Below are 18,357 nucleotides of genomic sequence, written 5' to 3' on the forward strand. Positions count from 1 at the left end.
CCCTGGCCGATTGTGATCGATTTCCGTCCACTGGCGTGGTGACGTTTGAAGCAAGGCCTCACATGCAATTCGGTGGATCCATCCATATGCTTAATGAGAAGTAGTCGGGTAGCTATTTAGCGCGAGGATATTTTGGTGATCGATGGTTCGCGCCAGCCCGCTCCGAGCGCTTTGTATAGCCCGATGACGTGCTGTACTCGGGCCAACTGACAGAGCGCCAATGCGTCTTGCGCTTCGAATGCCGTTCTCTGCGCGGTTAGCACTGAGACGTAGCTACTAAGCCCGCGGGTGTACAGCTGTGTGACGCGCTTTTGAGCCGTCTGGCTGTCGCTTACGGCCGCGGTAAGAGATTTTTGTCGAATAAATTCCGCTATTAGCCCGGTTCGGGCATCCTCTACATCCAAGAATGCTCGTCGAACTGTGCGCTCATACGCTAGGCGTTTAGCCTCAACATTCGCTTCTGCGGCTTGAACACCAGCTTCTCTGCTACCGCCATCAATTAGGGGCGCTACCGAGGTTATGGCAGCGGTCCACCCGAGGCCCACCGAAGAAAGTAGATCTCCAATTCCGCCAGCGGCAGTGCCGATAGTCAAAGGTATCGCGAATTTCGGAAATCGCTCGGCCTGTGCTACTCCTATTCGCGCAGTCGCTGAAGCTAGCTCACGTTCAGCCTCCCTTATGTCTGGGCGCTGTCGCACCATTTCGGACGGCACCGTCTGGGGAATAGTAGGCGGGACCACCAGCGCCGATCTAGCATTCCGTAGCGTGTCAAGAAGGTCACCTGGGAAGCCGCCAGTAAGGACACCGATGGTATGGATAAGTCGGTCGGTGTCGCCGTTTAGCACAGGTAGTTTGGCGTCGGCCAAATCCAGCTCCGTCCGTGCCTGAGCAACTTCCACGCTCGATCTAACACCCCGTTGGAACGCGCGCTCTGCAAACTGCTTACTGAGAGTAAGGATCTCGACATTTCCCTGTGCGATCTGAGTACGCAGTTGAGTCGCACGAAGGGCGGCGTACTCGCTAGCCAATTCAGCCAAAAGGCTGACCAACACAGCATGGCGTTCTTCGGCCACAGCCTGAATCTCTGCGTCCGCCGCTTCGATGGTTCGGCGTCTCTCACCAAAAACGTCGATCTCCCAACTGGCATCAAGACCCAATGAATACACACGGGTATGACCCACCCCAAGCGGGTTCAGTACTGTGTTTGACCGCATGGCCTGCGCGCCGGTGTCTATATCAACCGATGGCAACAGGTGACTCGCGATTTGTACGCGCTCGGCACGCGCGCGGACGAGTCGTTGCTCTGCGACGGCGAGGTCCTGATTGTTCTTGATTGCTGCCTCGACTAAGCTGTCAAGAATCGGATCGTTGAACAACTTCCACCACGCCTGTATATCTGCTGAACTTGCCGGTGCCAGTTGGCGCGGTGAGCTCGCCCAGTTCTCCGGATAAGCTGAATGAGGAGGAGAGTAGTCAGGCCCGATCACGGAACAGGCAGTCAGATTTGCGATGGAACTTAAGAAAGCTGCTGCACAGAGAACGTTTGATCTAACAATTGCGTTTATGATGCTCATCGTCCGGCCTATATCAATATCAGTGTGTGCAACCACGACAGCAATTTATATTGAGACGTGGAGTGATAATCCTTCCCAGACTGCGTTACATCTATGCTGCATGTCATGCCGGAAGCAAGGAGGACATTGGCAGGAACATGTTCAATCTTGATGCGTACAGGAATGCGCTGCGCCAGGCGAACCCAGCTGAATGTCGGATCCACCGAAGGAAGCCCTTCTCCATTAAGTCCAGTATTTGCATCCGCGATACCGCGGCCAATACTTTCGACACTGCCACTTAACTGGTCATCGAAGCCCATGAGCTTAATTGAGGCAGGTGCGCCAAGCCGGATGCGCTGTATTTTCGTTTCTTCAAAATAGCCCGTGACCCAAAAGCTTTGCTCGTCCACGATAGAGATGTTCGGTTTTCCCGCTTCGGAATAGTCGCCAGGGCGTAGGCGAAGGCGCGTGACATATCCGTTCACTGGAGCACGCAAGACACTTCGATCAAGATTGAGGCGAGCCGTGTTGAGGAGGGCTTGCGACTTCTGAAGTTCTGCCTGCGCAATCGCGACGGCGCGGCCAGTCTTTTCTATTTCCTCTCCGGGCACAATGTCGTCCAATCCGACTCGGCGCTTGGCTTCATCCATACGGAGGCGTAGCGTCTGCGCGTCAGCGGCGACAAGTGCGCGCGCTTGCTCCACAGCTAACTGATACCGGATAGGGTCTATTCTGTATAGAAGTTCACCCTTGCGGACCGTCTGATTATCTGCTACGAGAACATCAACGATTGTCCCTGACACCTCTGGAGCGATACGTACCGTTTCGGCACTAACCCGGCCATCACGCGTCCACGGGGCTACTTCGTAAGCGTTCCACAATCCCAGAACAAAAAAACCAGCTACAAGAATCGACAACAATGTAAGTGTGGATCTCGCAAATTTACTGAATTTTGACATGATAGTGTGTTTTAAATCAGACGTACAAAATCAGTGCGGACAAAAGGATTACCGACAGCGAGAATTCGAAGAGCGCTGCATGCCAGACGAAGTGCAAGACACCTGACTTTGCCATCAACGCGCGAAGTAAAAAGAAGATCGGCGCAGTGACGCAGGAATAGACGAAGAATGGCGGGAGATATATCCCGAAGAAGTTAAATTCAGAAAGCATATTTTAAGTCTCTAGTGACTTACACCGTCAAAGTAGTCGGTGTGCGCATGGATCAACCAGTAGATGTCAGAAAAGGCAGCCGCGATTTTATGGACATTGTGTCTTTGTTCTGGGTAGTTTTTAGCAAAACGTGCCAAAATCTTTGCTGTGCGTCTCGCTTGGTGAGACGTGATTCCTGGCTTAGAGGCGCTCTTCGACATATAGCGGAGTCCTGTACATGCGCAGCGCCGTACGCTGTCCGGCAGCGAATCGATTAACATAGTCTTCCGAATCCGTGATATTTCATATCCGACATGAATAGCAGCGAGAGCTTGTGCAAGTGGTTTATCGATCGTTTCAGGTTTGCCTTTCAATAGCGCGCCAAGTTGGGACAAACGATGCTGCTGTCTCTGCTGCCAGCTAACACTGTCTAGCGTAGTTTCTTTGATTAAACGTATAGTGTCTCGACGGATTCGACGCTGTAGACGAATTGCCTCACGCTCGATGTCTTTGGGCAGAAACAGCCGGAACGACAAGTAGGCTAGAGTCGGTCCCAACACCCACGCAACTGACTGGTTCAGAAAATCGGCGAAATTGAAGTGAATCGGGTTTGTAGCTGCAACCAGTGTGTTGAAGCCGCCCAAATAAGCCATACCCGCGGCTGCAGTTTTGGGTTTGCTTGTGGCGTATATACCTGGTACCCAGAAGACGGACAAAGTCAGTATAAGGAGCGGGAATCCATTGACGAGTTGGAGAAACCCGAACTTGCAAATCAAAGCAGCCGGAACGGCAAGTATTGTGCCTTTCACGAATCCCCATGTCCCAGGCAATGGATCAAGAGATGCCGCGAGCACTGCGCAATACGTCGCGGCCATCATGAGCATGACGTCGCCGTAATTCCAGTCGGTCGCGAGCCACACAATCCCACCCGTGATGACGACCAGCATGGCGCGCAACCCGTTCTTTGCTGCTGCCACATAGTCGCGATCAAAACTCACTGCCGCTTCCCGTGCCGGCGGCAAAGTGCTCACAAGGGCCTCAAGACCGCCTAATGCATCACAATAGGCATCAAGCTGCTCTATAAGTCGTTCGCCGGCTACAAGCAACGCGGCCTTCTGGGTTTCGTTCTGAATCACGGTATCTTGCAGATAGTTTGTGACTAATTTTTTGGCCGACGAGAGTACGACATGCGCTTTTGGTAATCCAATGGTCCCGTTCTTCATCGCCTGGCTCGCTTCGTGCCAATAGTGCTCCAGCGGAGGCTTTAATTGTGCTAATGCTCGGGAGCTTTCGCTATTTTCAGGAAGAGGTGCTGCACCGCCGACGAGCGCCATGAACAGAGCATCCATGCCTTTTCGAACGGCCGTTGCGCGCTGCGCGAGGTCCTCAGACTCTGCCTTTCCCAGTGCCAGGAGGTCATCGACGACATAGATCTCGCTCATCAGGACCTTCGTCGGATCGGATAGGCCAACTCCACGCTGGGACGATATAGCGTAAGCGACTGAGGACGTCAGTTTGCTAAATTGCGTCTCGATCTTTCCTCGCATGCGGCGGGAGCTCAGCAGCGATGAAACTAGTCCGAGGCTGATCACACCAACTCCGACCGCCGATCCTCGACCCATGACACGATCAAATGTAAGTTCCGGGTGCTGAAGGGCGCCGTGCGTTGCCAGTCCGATGGTATATCCGGCGACCACGATTCCCGAGGCCCGGAAATGCCGGAAAAGAGTTGTCCCTGCTACGCAGATGCCGAGCCAAAATCCGAATCCCAAAATGAAGAGCAATGGCATTTGTGCAAATGCCGCTACCAAGGCAAAGGAAACAAGCAGGCCAGCTAGCGTGCCTATAAGCCGCCATGCTCCCTTACCAATCTCAGCGCCCTGGTTTGGGTTGAGCACGTACGTTACCGTGGTGGCCGCCGAATACGGTGCGTCCAGTTGCAACAGGTAGGAGAGACCCAAGGCGAGAGAGCAGGCGAGAATCGAACGCAAGATGTACACGGAGGTTGGCGAGGTGACATCCAGCGTCCTAGCGAACTGTCCGAGGCTCTGGCGTGCTCTCGTTCCAGCGGATTGCAGCGCATATCGTACGAGGGTTAAAAGCATTTGCATTGTCCCGAGAGTTCGAGCTTGCGCGTCTCTGGTGAGAAAGCCACGGACCGGATGATCAAATCGTCACCTTCGCTTGTCCATTGTCGATGGTGTTTCTCAAGCATTTAGATTTCCTAATTTAAGTATGCCTACATACCGAATTTCGATGTATGAACAGTCAATGTCCCGCGGATCAGTATGTGCAAGCGTCGATGTTCAATCGGGGCCGCCGACACGGCACCACCTCGACAAACAATCCGAAGTTGAAGGGCGGCAATTGTGCGATTCGAGACATTGAGCGCGATCTGCCATCTGGCGTAGAACGAATCGCACTCTTTGTTCGAAAAGCTGAGAGAGGTTAGTGATCGTAGAAACGAGTATCGCGGGAGCAAACGCCACGCGATGTTCTGACCACGTAGTCTTGAGCGGCGGGCGACTGCGTGCCGGCGTCAAGGATACGCTGAGCCGTGTCGCGAAACGCTTGAATTAGCCGCGCACCTACCCGGCATCATGATCGGAGGCGGACTAGAAGCGCGGAACCTGTATCGACAGCAATCGCTCAGCGATAAGCAACTCGATCTACTTTGTCTGAAGGCCAAGGGAGGCACCTGGGAATTTGCCGAATGCCTAAGGAGAAGCTCGTTAGAGAGCGCTGACGTTTGCTCTTTTCGAGACACGGAAGGGCTGATACTGCAAGCCGTAGAAGGATTTACGAGGCGAGTTAGGGTAAACATGCTTTGACAACACTAGCGAGGAAGATGTGTGTGTAGGATACCGGCTGGAGCGGTGAAAAGATTGAGATATATTGACAGTCAATCGCCAAAAACTGACAACGTCGCAGCTGAATGAAAATCGAAAGCTTGGTGCACAACTTTGACAGGTGCCCGCTAGCCGTTCTTGCGGTTGGCGTCCGAGTCAAGGTGGCGGATCACAAAAGCGAGGTGCCCGTGCACCAACATCACCCTAGCCAACTGGTACTTGCCTTGAAAGGTGGTGTTACGTGTGAGGTCGCCAATTCGATATGGATGGTCCCGCCAAACTGCGCGGTGTGGGTACCTGGCGGGATGCCACATAGTATTCATGCCACTGCGAACGCACGTATGTGTTACCTGTATGTTCAACCAAGTGCTGCCGGGCTCCCGAGCGACTGCTGTACGCTGTCGGTTACACCTTTGGTGAGGGAGTTGATCCTGCGTATGGCTGATGTCGAGCCTGACTATGACATGGATAGTCCAACAGGACGTCTCGCCACAGTCATGATCGAGGAACTCGCACGGATGCGAATAGAGAGAACACATTTACCAACGTCCCGGGAGCCGCGGTTGCAGCGAATCGCCAAGCTCCTTGCGGATAATCCGGCTGACCGTCGTACTCTGACAGAATGGGGCAATTTTGTTGCGATGAGCGAGCGATCGCTTGCGAGGTTGGTACAGAAAGAAACAGGGATGACGTTTGGCCGCTGGCGACAACAGCTTCATCTCATAGTCGCGCTTCGCCAACTGTCGTGTGGCGCCACGGTCCAACGCGTGGCGAGCGACCTCGGTTACGAGTCCGTGACTGCATTCATAACTATGTTTAAGAAGTCGCTTGGAAAGCCACCCGCCAAGTATCTAGCATCGCTATCATTGCCTGGATAGCTTCCACAACCCCAAGGTAGGATCCGGAAGTGTTCTTGACGTTGAAGTCGACTACGCAAACACAGGCTGAGTGGACCGGCCAGAGTTTCATAGACACTCACAGGCCGTTTAGCGCGTAGCGCCGCTCAAACTCTATAGGTGATAGATCGCCAGCGGAACCATGTCGGCGAATCGCGTGTAGAACATCTCAATGTAATCGAATACGTCCGTGGCAGCAGTAGCCCTGTTCGGATAGATGCGCCGCTTGATTCGTTCCTTCTTCAACGCGCTGAAGAAACTTTCGGCAACGGCATTGTCGTGGCAATTACCGCGCCGACTCATGCTCGGCACCATATGGTGGGCTTTCAGGAACGACTGCCAGTCATCGCTGGTGAACTGGCTGCCCTGGTCCGAATGCACGATGACGCCAGGTCCGGGTTTGCGTTTCCATACCGCAGCCAACAAGGCTTGCAATACCAGGTCGCTGGTCATCGTTGAGCGTGTGGCCCAGCCAACGATTTGACGCGAGTACAGATTCATGACCGCCGACAAATACAGCCAACCTTCGTATGTCCGAATGTAGGTGATGTCGGTGACCCAGACCTTGTTCGGCGCGTCAGGAGCAAACTCCCGATTCAAGACATTGCCCGCTACGCCGACCCGACCACCGCGATAGCGAGGCTTGCTGCCGTAGCCGACCTCAGCACGCAGACCTTCGCCTTTCATCAGCCGATGCACTCGGTGACGACTGCACGCTTCGCCCGACTCACGCAGATCCACAGTGACCTTGCGGTAGCCATAGACACCGCCGCTGGCCAGCCAGTGATGCTTGATCAGGCCGAGCAGCCGATCGTCCTCGCGCTGGCGAGTGCTGGCCGACTGGCGTTGCCAGACGTAGTAACCGCTGCGATGAACTCCGAGCACCCGACACATCGTCCGTAGACGGAATTCGCCGAGATGGGCCCGCATGAATGCGTACCTTGCCATCACCCCTTCGCAAAGTACGCGGCGGCTTTTTTTGAATGTCGCGCTCCTCGGTCACTCGCTTGAGCTCGGCCTTCAGCCTCCGGACCTCGGCGCTCTGATTTGCCTCGGTCTGCTGCACGATATCCGGCTTCCCGAATTTCGCCTTCCAGACGTACAGACTATGGGTCGTGATGCCTAACCGCTTCGCCACCTCCGTTACCGGATGCCCCCGCTCGGTGACTTGCTTGACCGCTTCTATCTTGAACTCATCCGTGTACCGCTTGCCGCTCATACTGACCTCCTCGGTTACCATAAACTATGGCTCGAAGGTGTCTACGAGAGGCTGGCCGGTCCAGAGCGTGTGAGAAACGAGCCAATCATTATGGTTGGGACGATCACCGCAAGGGCGGCCCGTATTGTGAGCGGTATTGATAGAGCCGTGAGCGTCAGTAGGGCATCTCCGAACGACATGCTTGGATCGGCGAGAGTAGAGCCGCAGTCCGAAGGGAAAGACGGCATGGAATATTGCTCCGGAATTTTGCTTGGTCTGGATCGCGTTCTAGTCTCTTCTATTTATGCGCGCGAGGGCAGTGGGCGGCACTGTGGAAGTGGGACGGCCGATGCGGTCGCTAGCGTAGTACGTCGGTCAGAGGCGGGTCTGGACGGCCACCTCCGACTTTGCATGTCACGGTGAGGCCAATGTCGGGGGGAGCCTTGGATAGCGTCAAGCAGGAAGTCCGGTTTACCGACATTCATCTTGGCCGGTCGGCCGAGGTGATTGTCGCTGCGTCAGGGAATCATGGTTGTCGCTCCAGTGGAGGTGTCAGCGGGTAATTGACGGCGGCGCTCTTTCTGTTTGTCGCTGGCTGTGCGGCGCCGATAGCTCTCAACATTTAATTCGAAGATCGTCGAGTGATGCACGAGCCGGTCGATGGCCGCCACGGTCATGCCGCGGTCCGGGAAGACGTCGTTCCAGCCAGAAAAGGGTTGGTTGGCCGTTATAAGAAGACTTTTCCGCTCATACCACTCGGCTATCAACTCGAACAGCACACTGGTTTCGGCCTGGTCTTTCCTCACATACGAGAGATCATCCAGGATGATCAGGTCGAACCGGTCGAGCTTCGCGAGCGCCGAAGGTAGCTGTAGACTCTGCCGCGCGACCTGGAGCTTCTGCACGATCTCGCCGGTGCGCGTGAACAACACGCGATAGTCAGCGTCGATCAGTGCATAGCCGATGGCGGACCCCAAGTGACTTTTCCCGCTGCCGGGTGGACCGAACATCAGGATCGTGGCGCCTTTCTCAAGCCACGAGTCTCCGGTGGCCAGCGCCATCACATGCGCCTTCAAGATCATCGGCACCACGCCGAAGTCGAAGGTGGCGAGCGTCTTGGTCAGATCCAGATGTGACTCGGTGCGATGACGCTCGATTCTTCGTTTGGCCCGCTCGGCGAGTTCGTGTTCGAGCAATGCGCCGAGTAACCGGGACGCCTGCCAACTTTCTTTGTCGGAGCGTTCAGCGAAGTCCGGCCACAGCCCGCCGATCATCGGCAGCCGCAATTCGTTGAGCATCAGCGCGATACGTCCAGCATCGTAGGCGGTGTTCATGCGAGCACCTCCTCAGCGAGCAAGGCGTCGTAAAGCGCGGCGCACGGCATCTCAACGACAACCACCGGACACGCGGTTTGGCGCGGTGCGAACTCATCGAACAGCGCCTTCAGATCGGGCAGTTCAACGAGTTCAAGCAAGGCATCCAGCCTCTCGGCCAGTTGCGCCTCGACGCCGTGGTTTCCTGCTAGATCAAGCAGACCCACCATGGTCTTGCATGCGCTGCGCGGCGTCAGCGCCTGTTCCAGCCGCTCCCAGATTCGACGGTAGGCTTCGCGCGGAAACAGATCGTCACGGAACGCAAGACCCCTGAAGGCCTGCGGCTTGCGTTTGAGAGAATCAATGAAGTGCCGGTAGTCGATGCCGCGACCGCGCCGTTTGCTCGTGTGCGTGGCTCTCGCCGTGCTGTGCACGAGCGCGCCGGACAGATAGCAATCGAGCCGGTCACTGTACAGGCGTACCTTCAGGCGATGACCGATCAGGCGCGACGGGGCGCTGTACGGGACGCAACGCACGGTGAACGTGCCACAGCGTGTCACGCGCGCCTCTTCTTCGTCGAAGTCGATGGTGCGGTGTTCAGGCAGATCGAGCAGGTGTTCGCGTTCGATCTGGAACGCTGCAGCATTGCGTCGATTGCGGCGCATCACTACCACGCGCACGAACTCGTCGTAAGCGGCTCGGTCCGCAAAGTCACGGTGACCTCGCAGTTCCAGGGCCTGGTCGATCTGATCCTTCAGATAGCGATGTGAGGTTCCACACTGCCGTTCTCATGGCCCATGCCACGGCTGTTGCGCGTGCCTTCCATCCCGTAGTGTTCGAGTAGCGCCGCGTAGCGCGCGGTGAAGTCTTCTTCTTCCTGCAGGTTTCTAAAAGCCGCCGACAGACTGTCGGAGCGGTGTTCGCGTGGGCAGCCGCCGGCCTGCCACAGCGCGTTCTGCAAACCCGTCGCGAGCGCCTGAAAGCTCTCCCCGCCATCGACCACACTGGCGTATTCCCAGCGCGAGAAGGCCAGCACGAAGTGATACAGCAGGTGGTCGAACGGGATGCCGCCGATCGTCACGCACAGCCTGTCCATATGCGTAAAGTCCGACAGGCCTCGCCCGTCCGGCTCATACGTTTCAGGGAAGAACACGTCCCGGTTCGGTCCTTCAAGCGCGCGCCACTGGCTGACGTGCCGCTCAAACGTACGACGCATACTGTCGGGAAAGCGTTCGGGATAGTCTTCCTGCAATTTGCGCAGCAGCGTGATCGCCTTCAGCTTTGGCGCACTGCGCAGCAATGGAACGACTTCGGTTTTCCCATACCTCGGCAAACGGATCAGGACGCGATCGCCAGTAGCGCCGGGGCTGCTGAGAGGGAATCCCAGCTTCACGTTCGACGCGTCTCGCCGTTCGCTCGCACACCCGCCTTCGCTGCGGCGACCTTCTGCGAATGAAGTTTGCGCTGGTTCATATAGAGGCGGACCTGTTGGTCGGTGATGCGGGTTCCAGACATGGGCTGACCGCCTCTTTTTAAGATTCAGTCAGCCATCCTAGACCTCGCCGATCCGGCGCCGCCGGCAGCTCGTCGTCTGCAGCGGCTACGCGCCTCCGACTCCTCACTACCGGCCAAGATGAATTTCGGTACACCGGACGAAATCATTTTCGCCCCCCAGAGCCTGCATTCTCGACACGATGCGATAGATGCTCCTAGGCCGAATTCCACTCACGCGCATGATCTTTGCGTGCAGGTCGCCGCGCCGTGCGCGGTGGATCCTTCGGTGTTCCAATGTATAGGATGCCGAGCAGTCGATGATTATCATCAAAACCCAACGCGTCCAGGAGTTCTGGTTCGTAGCAGTCAGGACCAGATGTCCAGTACCCTCCGTATCCCAACGCGTGAACCGCGTTGAGCATGTTCATTGCAGCTGCTCCCACGGACAGAAGCTGTTCGATTTCCGGAACAACTGGATGCAATGTCACGTTCGCGCCGAGAGCAATCAGCAATGGTGCGGCGAAGGCGCGTTGCCCGCGCGACTCATGTACGGTGCGCGCCAACTCAGGCTCCCGCGAACATGCAACATCCACGAGTACTTCTCCCAGTTTCGCTCGAGCATCGTCGCGAACGACAACAAAACGCCAAGGCCGCAGGCGGCCGTTGTCCGGCGCACGCAAACCAACGTCCAAAATCGTGTCTATCTCGCTTTCCGTAGGAGCCGGAGCAATAAGCGGCCACCTGGACTGCCGGCTGAGTAGCACTCCTATTGTAGTTCGGCCATCCTCGATCGATACACAAGTTGTATCGCCTTGTTGAAGGGGTGTCTCAGTGGGCGTAATCGTACTCATAGATTCCTCTTGAAGGTTAAAGCGGGACACGGGATGAAAGTGTGCGTCGGAAATACGGAATGGGAATCATTGCTATCTAAGACGACTCTCCGCCCGCTACGGTCGCGTAACAACAGTTTAGCGACGTAGAACTGTGCTATCTGTCGCTGTCAAGACTGGATGTGTCGAGTTCACGACACGCTGTTCACGCTGGGTTTGTGAGTGTTGAAACGGCGGAATCTATGTAAGTGAGCTTCTAGTTGATGTGCTCGTAAGAGCTGACTATTGTTCGTCTAACTCAGATAATGCCGATCTGTGTAGTTGTCCCCGTTATCTCAGGACACTCAGACGTCGTTAAGTTGATTCCGCAGCCCGCCTGAACTCACGAGGTGAGCGGTATTTCAGGGCTTTGTGCGGGTGGCGCTCATTGTATTGCTCGAAGGCAGCGGCCAGATGTGTGAGCGCCGTAGGCACATCAGGTTTGTCCATGAAGGCCACGTAATCGTGCTTCATCGTTTTCACGAACCGCTCGGCCATACTGTTGCTCTGCGGCGAGCGAACGGGTGTAGTCAGTGACACCAGTCCTAGCTCGCGCGCGAAGCGGCGTGTGCGATGGTCGATGTAGGCCGAGCCATTGTCCGACAGCCATTCGATGGTCTGCGCAGGCTGCGTGTTTCCGAAGCGTTGCTCCACCGCTGCGAGCATCACATCGCGCACGATGTCGCCGCTATGGCTGCCAGTCGTCGCTGCCCAACTGATGGCCTCCCGGTCGCAGCAGTCCAGCGCATACGTCACGCGAAGCGGCTGACCATCGTCGCACCGGAACTCAAAACCGTCCTAACACCAGCGCGCATTGCTACGGTCGACGGCCACGCGACCATCGTGTCGCCGATTGTCGATTCGCATGCCAGGCCGACGCAACAGCAACTGGTGCTCGCGCATCACGCGGTAGACCCGTTTGTGATTGACGCACGGAGCACGGGTCATCTCGCGGCTGCGCCGCAGCAGCGCCCAGATACGTCGGTAGCCGTAGCTCGGCAGAACCGTCAGATGCATTCGAATCTCATCGAGCAAGCCCGTATCATCGGGCATCCGGGCGCAGCGACCATCCTGCCAATCGTTAGCACGGCCCCGTTTTACCGCCACACCAGAGCGCGCCACGCCGAGAACTTCGCAGACCGTTTTCAATGGTCGTCCCCCGCCAGCAAGGGCGAGCGCGCAATCAGGTTTTTTGACCGTCCCCACTCGACCGCCTCGCGGAGAATCTCGTTCTCCATTGTCTTCTTGCCAAGCAGCCGCTGCAGTTCCTTGATTTCCTTGATGGCCGCGACCAGCTCAGACGCCGGAACAACTGTCTCGCCTGCCTTCACCGCTGCCAAACTGCCTTCCTGATATTGCTTGCGCCACGCGAACACCTGGTTCGGGTTCACGCCATGCCGCCGCGCTACTGCCGATACCGACGCGCCGGGAGCCAGTGTCTCCTGCACGATGGCGACTTTCTCTTGCACCGTCCCCCGCCTGCGGCGTTCGGTCTAGATTCCTACGCGAGGAGGGGATGCCGCCGGCCCTGCATCCCTCAGGACAGATGCCCGCGAACGTACGATCTAATCAAATCAAATTAACTGACGTGTGGTGTTTTGCAGCGAGCCTGAAACTCGGACGGAGTTTCACCTAGGACCTCATGAAAGGCGGCGGCGAACGCGGCTACGCTTGAATAGCCAAGCTTGGCTGAGACTTGTTTGATAAGAACCTGACCACGCCCAAGTTCTTCAATCGCTGCCATCATGCGTACTCGCTGTCGCCATTTCTTGAAAGTCAAATTGGTTTCTAAAGGGAAGATGCGCGCTACAGTCCTCTGAGATACTCCGGCTTCATGCGCTAAGTCGGGCAGGTCGCGTCTTCCCCGAACATCAGCAAGCGCAAGTTCAGCGACGCGTCTTACGCGTGAGTCAGTCGGCATCGGCATAAATGTCGTCGGGTCTTCGGCTTCGACGAGCTCAAAAAGCGTTAGTCGAGCGAGTAACTCCACGCGTTCCGACCGAACTGGTTCAGTAAAGAATGCGAGTATGAGGTCTCTTAGCAGGTCGCTGACCGCGACTACAAATTCGTGTCCCAACCGCGATGACTCTGCATGCTCTGCCACCCGCGCAGGCTGTATGTAGACGGTACGCATTTCCAGTCCGGTCAGAATCTCGATGGAATGCATTGTGGCAGGCGGGATCCACACAGCCCGCTGCGGGGGGACAAGCCAGCGACCTTTCGGCGTTGTGACCTGCATCAGGCCGTGCGATGCGAAGAGGATTTGCGCGAGCTCGTGCGTATGCGTTTGCAGCAATTCGGCTTGGACAAACTTACGTGCCAGAACTTGGACCTCACCGGCCGCAATCGGACGCAAATCCCCGAAAGCAATCTCTTGTGGCATTTTACCGATAAATGTTGGCGATTCATCGAACAAGAGACAGCGTATTCTCCAGCCCTTGAAATGTAAAGCGGTGTGAGGCCAGAAAATGTCGGCTATCCGAAAGCTACCAAACCGAAGGAAAGGCGCAGCAGAAAACGCTTCCGTTGGTACGGAGCGGATGCGAATGTTTGCAGTCGCACTTTGTGGGTTTTGCCCGTTCCTTGCGGTCTACACAACTCAGCCGCTCTTACCGTTGCTCGCCGAGTCGTTTGCCGCGTCGAATGCCGTAGCGAGCCTCACCATTACTGCGACTACGCTCGCGGTCGCTCTCGCAGCGCCGTTCATCGGGATTTTTGCCGATTTGTGGGGAAGGAAGATCTTAATCGTGGCAGCAACGCTGGGTCTTGCCGTGCCTACGTTATCTGCGGCGACCGCGTCGACGCTTCACGGGCTCATCGGCTGGCGCTTTATGCAAGGACTGCTGATCCCCGGAATCTTTTCAGTCTCGCTCGCGTATATCTCTGAGGAGTGGACCGGAGCAACACGCGCTTCAGCCACTTCTGCTTACGTGTCGGGCAACGTCTTCGGGAGTGTCTCCGGACGCGTGATCGCAGGAATTTGCGCATCTCACGCCGGGTGGCAGGCTGCATTTGAAGCGACATCGATCTTGCTATTTTGTGGAGGATGTCTGGTTTGGGCGTTTCTCCCGGTCTCCAGGAACTTTCACCGCCAACCCAATGCGGTTGATGGTTTTCGCTCGATGGCACTGAACCTGAAAAGTCGCAGCTTTCTCGCCGTTGCTGCTGTTGGCTTCAACACCCTCTTCGTCTTCGTAGCGACATTTACCTACATCACGTTCCGTCTCGCTGCGGCTCCCTTCGACCTTGGGTCGACCGCGCTGGGCCTATTGTTCCTGCTAAACCTCTTCGGGGCCGTCGCCACTCCAGTTGCTGGTCGTTGGATGGATCGCGTGGGAGCGAGAACCGGCCTCTTCGCAGCGCTTTCTATCACGGCAGTTGGACTGCTTTTGACGCTTACGCCCAACGTCGTGATTATCTGCGCTGGCCTTGCGCTGGTATCAACAGGGGTCTTTGTGGCCAATTCGGCTGCAAGCAGCACTCTCGGTCGTGTGCGAACCGAGGCAGGTCTTCTGCGGCGGGCCTGTACGTCTGCGCCTATTACGCGGGCGGAAGCGTTGGCGCGTTGCTTCCGGGAATTGCCTATTTCCAAGGTGGGTGGAGTGCATGCGTTGTGCTGATTCTGAGTATCGAAGCACTCAGCGCCGTTGTCGCACTCCTGTTTTGGCAACGCGAAGCCTGCATCTAAAGAACGTGCATGGCGCGTAGTCGCACCTCGGCACAAGACCTAAGGCGATTTAGCATAGGAATCGTGCACCTAGACACCTGTTATGTCTATGACTTTAGAACGCTTCCACTCTTTAAGAATTGTTATGTACGAAACTAAGCTAAAGGATGTCACCATTCTTGGAGCCTCAGGCTCTATCGGTTCGAGTGCCGTCGCATTTTTGCGCCTTCATCGCGATAAGTTTTCTTTAAAGAATATCGCGGTGAAAAGCGACTGGCGCGCCGCCCTCGCGTTATGCAACGAATTTGGCTGCACAGGCGTGAGCATAGAAGATGAAGGAGCTGCTAGGTCATTCATTGGACATTCGATAGCGGCCAACGTTCAACTGCTTCATGGCCCAAGCGGAGCCGCTCAGTTAGCGACGGACTCTGTCGACGTAGTGCTTGCAGCAATCTCCGGTTCCGAAGGCCTTCCATCAGTTTTGGCGGCCCTGCGATCAAGAAATAACGTGGCGCTTGCGAACAAAGAGGCGCTGGTATGCGGTGGTCCAAGCCTGCTGGCACTTGCGGATAGTATGAGCGCGAAAATCATACCAGTCGATTCTGAACATAGTGCGATCTATCAATCACTGTTAGCTGGCAGCCATCAAGAAGTTGAATCTCTCTTACTAACCGCCAGTGGTGGACCTTTCCGAACGGCGACTCTAGGAGAAATGACACAAGCGACGCCAGAAGCCGCGCTCAACCATCCAAACTGGTCGATGGGAGTTAAAAACACGATCGACAGTGCCACTTTGGCCAATAAAGGTCTCGAGTTGATCGAAGCCGCCTACTTATTTGGTTGCAACGAAGCCCGGATTGATGTCGTAATAAATCCGTCCTCCGTGCTGCACTCTGCAGTGTGCTATCAGGATGGGAGCATGATCGCTCAGCTTGGTCGTCCGGATATGCGGACGGCGATTGGATATGGGCTAAGCTGGCCGAATCGCTTACCGACCGGAGTTGAAAAACTTTCTCTCGCGAAGCTGAGAAAGCTCGAGTTTGAGGAAATCGATTTAAACAAATTCCGGCCCCTTAGTCTCGCTCGGCAGGCATTGAGAATGGGAGGCGATGGGTCACTCATATTTAACGCGGCGAATGAACTGGCGGTCTCTGCCTTCGTCGACGGCCGTATTCGCCTAACCGACATTGCGACGCTGATCGATATATGCCTTGAACGAGGGATTGGAAGATTTTGTGGATCGCTCGACGATATCCCTCTCATTTGCGAGGTCGCTGCGGAATTCTGTGCAGATCAATTCGCCCGTGTATCGGATTCGCTTCTAAGATAGTGATGTTTCCTCGTCGCTATTCGAACTTCAGAGGGCCCGTCAACTCCGTAACGGGTTAGATGGCAATTGGCCGTGCGCGGTAAGGATAGCATGCTCACTGGTAACTGATCTTGGACGACGCGCGCGGCTCATCTCATGAGTCGCACCTCGCTGAAGTTGGGGCATTTAGCCAATTAGCATTGGTTTCGGAGAAAATGAACGTCGATGGCGCGCACGCCCCTTACATTCCCCACCACTCATCTGTTCAGTCTGTCCTAGCGTCGAAAGTAGAAGCGATAACTCTCCTCACAATAGTCACCATTCGCGCATCTAACCGATAAAGAAAAACATTGAGGTCCTCGAAAAATAAGCAACAAAAAATTGTGCGAACGCGATTGGTCTTGCTGACCGAATCCCTGGAGCGAACTCTGACGCCCCTGTAAGAATCGGAAATGCGAGTGGATGACGGATAGGTGAGTAATACGTGTCTGTGCCTTGGTCACAGGCGTCGCCGCGCCCTGTGCGCCGTGCCTATCCTCCATTCTAAGAATAACCGCAAGGAATCTTGTTTGGATCTAAAGCGCACGTCACGCCCACAAGAAGCCGAAAGCATAACGGATCGGCATCCGACGGCAGTCATCCTAAGGAAGCTGGTAGTTCTGTTACCTCGGAATCCTTGTATCGCATACTGAACCGCAAATCCATGCTGGACTAGCCAGTAACGCGTCTGATGCCGTTGCATCCATCTTGCGCTTCCCAGGTGCAGATTCCGGAAAGACGAGAGTTTGGATCTTCTTTAAGAACACGCCTGCGGAATAAATGTTCAGGTATCGGACGCCAAGGATTATTCACATAGCGATGCCGAATAGGACCAGCGGCTTAGAGAAGTAAAAGCGGGCATTTGTAGATCTGTACATCTGGCCTCAACTCCATCGTATCGAACAACGGTTCTTTCCTCCTCGGGGGGTTAATTCACAGCGAGTGTTTGCATAAACTACTCTTGTTGACTACGCGCAGACCGTGTCGTAGCAGCGGATGTTCAATTTTTGGAGGTAGATATCTTGAAGTCGCTAGTCCACACCATCGTTGCTAGTCTCTGCTTGGCTTCACCACTTGCCGGGTTTGCGCAAGAGAGTCACGGGTTAACCCGCGCGCAAGTGCGTGCTGAAATCGCCGAACTCAGGGAATTTGGATACAACGGCTCTCTTGGCGAGAATCCGAACTATCCTGCAGACATTCAGGCTGCGGAAGCTAAACGTTCGCAGCATTATGCGAAAACAGGGGTCGGAGGAGCCACTGGTAGCACGAGCGAAACTGGGCGGTCGGGTGTATCAAGAAACGACTGGGACGCGATGTACAGCCATCCTTAGACCGAGGTCGTAGTTCGTATAGAGATATTGCTGCCGAATTTCCCTATTGATTCGGATTTCATCCCACGGCCGTCTCGCGTTAACCTGACGGGTTCAAAATCTGTAACGCTTCAGCTGCCTTGATGAGGGATAGGGAAATAAGTACCTCCTGAACGCGACGAATGACTGAAATCGCTTCGCACTCGTTGCTCGCAAGGCGAAGGTCGGCTTTAGTTAAGCCACGCTCGGAGGTGGTGCCTACAGGCTCTAATGCGACTAACGCCAGCAGTCAATTTGAGTGGTCCTGCGCCTCAAGCGAAGCTGAGCGAATTTATTTCCCGGCCCTTCCCCGAGGAAAAAATTCGCTCGGCCGCACTCCGACTACGCGTCTAAACATATCGGAGAAAGTACTCGGCCTTTCGTAAGCGGCCGGCCAACCCATCTTGACGAGCGAGTTTAGGCGACAGCCGAGAGTGGCTGCCAGCGATGCGGCAGCAGCGAGTCGATGTCGTTGGCCTTGTGGGTCGGCAAGCGCGTCAGCACGTCCTTCAGATAGGCGAGAGGCTCGATCCCGTTCAGTTGTGCCGAGCGGACCAAGCTCATGATTGCGGTCGCGCGCTGACCCGCACGCAGTGATCCGGCGAACAGCCAATTGGACCGGCCGACTGCCCAAGGACGGATCTGGTTTTCGACCCAGTTATGCCGACTCCC

At 55.7% G+C, this 18,357-nt stretch carries 11 protein-coding genes and 4 pseudogenes; 4 read left to right on the forward strand and 11 right to left on the reverse strand.

The genetic code is table 11. The features are described from left to right. Window positions 1–116: 116 nt before the first annotated feature. The 4 genes from QCE64_RS37675 to QCE64_RS37690 are packed head-to-tail and all read right to left on the reverse strand — an operon-like array spanning window position 117 to window position 4,702. Window positions 117–1,574, reverse strand: coding sequence for an efflux transporter outer membrane subunit (locus QCE64_RS37675; protein WP_310009490.1), 1,458 nt, complete (start codon window positions 1,572–1,574; stop codon window positions 117–119). A gap of 8 nt (window positions 1,575–1,582) precedes the next feature. Further along, window positions 1,583–2,512, reverse strand: a complete 930-nt coding sequence (locus tag QCE64_RS37680) for an HlyD family secretion protein (protein WP_310009491.1) — start codon at window positions 2,510–2,512, stop codon at window positions 1,583–1,585. A 16-nt stretch (window positions 2,513–2,528) separates the two neighbouring features. Further along, entirely contained in the window at window positions 2,529–2,723 is a 195-nt protein-coding gene (locus QCE64_RS37685; RefSeq protein WP_310009492.1) for a DUF1656 domain-containing protein, read from the reverse strand. Window positions 2,724–2,734: 11 nt separating this feature from the next. After that, window positions 2,735–4,702, reverse strand: coding sequence for an FUSC family protein (locus tag QCE64_RS37690; protein WP_404988039.1), 1,968 nt, complete (start codon window positions 4,700–4,702; stop codon window positions 2,735–2,737). 935 nt (window positions 4,703–5,637) lie between these two features. Here QCE64_RS37690 and QCE64_RS37695 point away from each other — a divergent pair. Continuing rightward, the gene (locus tag QCE64_RS37695; RefSeq protein WP_310009494.1) at window positions 5,638–6,429 is read left to right on the forward strand and encodes a helix-turn-helix transcriptional regulator; all 792 of its coding nucleotides are present in this window, start codon (window positions 5,638–5,640) and stop codon (window positions 6,427–6,429) included. A gap of 97 nt (window positions 6,430–6,526) precedes the next feature. On the opposite strand, the pseudogene QCE64_RS37700 reads toward QCE64_RS37695, so the two are convergent. From QCE64_RS37700 to QCE64_RS37725, 6 genes and pseudogenes are all read right to left on the reverse strand, one after another. Beyond that, window positions 6,527–7,666, reverse strand: a pseudogene (locus tag QCE64_RS37700) (IS3 family transposase). Window positions 7,667–8,163: 497 nt separating this feature from the next. Then, the gene (gene istB / locus QCE64_RS37705; RefSeq protein WP_310009495.1) at window positions 8,164–8,979 is read right to left on the reverse strand and encodes an IS21-like element helper ATPase IstB; all 816 of its coding nucleotides are present in this window, start codon (window positions 8,977–8,979) and stop codon (window positions 8,164–8,166) included. After that, window positions 8,976–10,431: pseudogene (gene istA / locus QCE64_RS37710) on the reverse strand (IS21 family transposase). The gene istB and the pseudogene istA overlap by 4 nt, the downstream one beginning before the upstream one ends. Window positions 10,432–10,667: 236 nt before the next feature. Further along, window positions 10,668–11,303, reverse strand: a complete 636-nt coding sequence (locus tag QCE64_RS37715) for a nitroreductase (protein ID WP_310009496.1) — start codon at window positions 11,301–11,303, stop codon at window positions 10,668–10,670. Between the two features lie 333 nt (window positions 11,304–11,636). After that, window positions 11,637–12,790, reverse strand: a pseudogene (locus tag QCE64_RS37720) (IS3 family transposase). 110 nt (window positions 12,791–12,900) lie between these two features. Next, a complete protein-coding gene (locus tag QCE64_RS37725; protein ID WP_310009497.1) occupies window positions 12,901–13,737 on the reverse strand; it encodes a helix-turn-helix transcriptional regulator in 837 nt (278 codons plus the stop codon). Window positions 13,738–13,867: 130 nt separating this feature from the next. Between QCE64_RS37725 and QCE64_RS37730 the strand changes: the two genes are divergently transcribed. The 3 genes from QCE64_RS37730 (at window position 13,868) to QCE64_RS37740 (ending at window position 17,667) form a co-directional block, all read left to right on the forward strand. After that, window positions 13,868–14,941, forward strand: coding sequence for an MFS transporter (locus tag QCE64_RS37730; protein WP_310009498.1), 1,074 nt, complete (start codon window positions 13,868–13,870; stop codon window positions 14,939–14,941). A gap of 150 nt (window positions 14,942–15,091) precedes the next feature. Then, window positions 15,092–16,318, forward strand: coding sequence for a 1-deoxy-D-xylulose-5-phosphate reductoisomerase (dxr, locus tag QCE64_RS37735; protein ID WP_310009499.1), 1,227 nt, complete (start codon window positions 15,092–15,094; stop codon window positions 16,316–16,318). Window positions 16,319–17,358: 1,040 nt separating this feature from the next. Continuing rightward, window positions 17,359–17,667 (forward strand): DUF4148 domain-containing protein, encoded by a 309-nt coding sequence (locus QCE64_RS37740; protein ID WP_310009500.1) that lies wholly within the window; start codon window positions 17,359–17,361, stop codon window positions 17,665–17,667. 435 nt (window positions 17,668–18,102) lie between these two features. On the opposite strand, the pseudogene QCE64_RS37745 reads toward QCE64_RS37740, so the two are convergent. Continuing rightward, window positions 18,103–18,348, reverse strand: a pseudogene (locus QCE64_RS37745) (transposase domain-containing protein); the annotation flags it as partial. Between the last annotated feature and the right edge of the window lie 9 nt (window positions 18,349–18,357).

Source organism: Caballeronia sp. LZ043 (assembly GCF_031451075.1).
Taxonomy (GTDB): Bacteria; Pseudomonadota; Gammaproteobacteria; order Burkholderiales; family Burkholderiaceae; genus Caballeronia.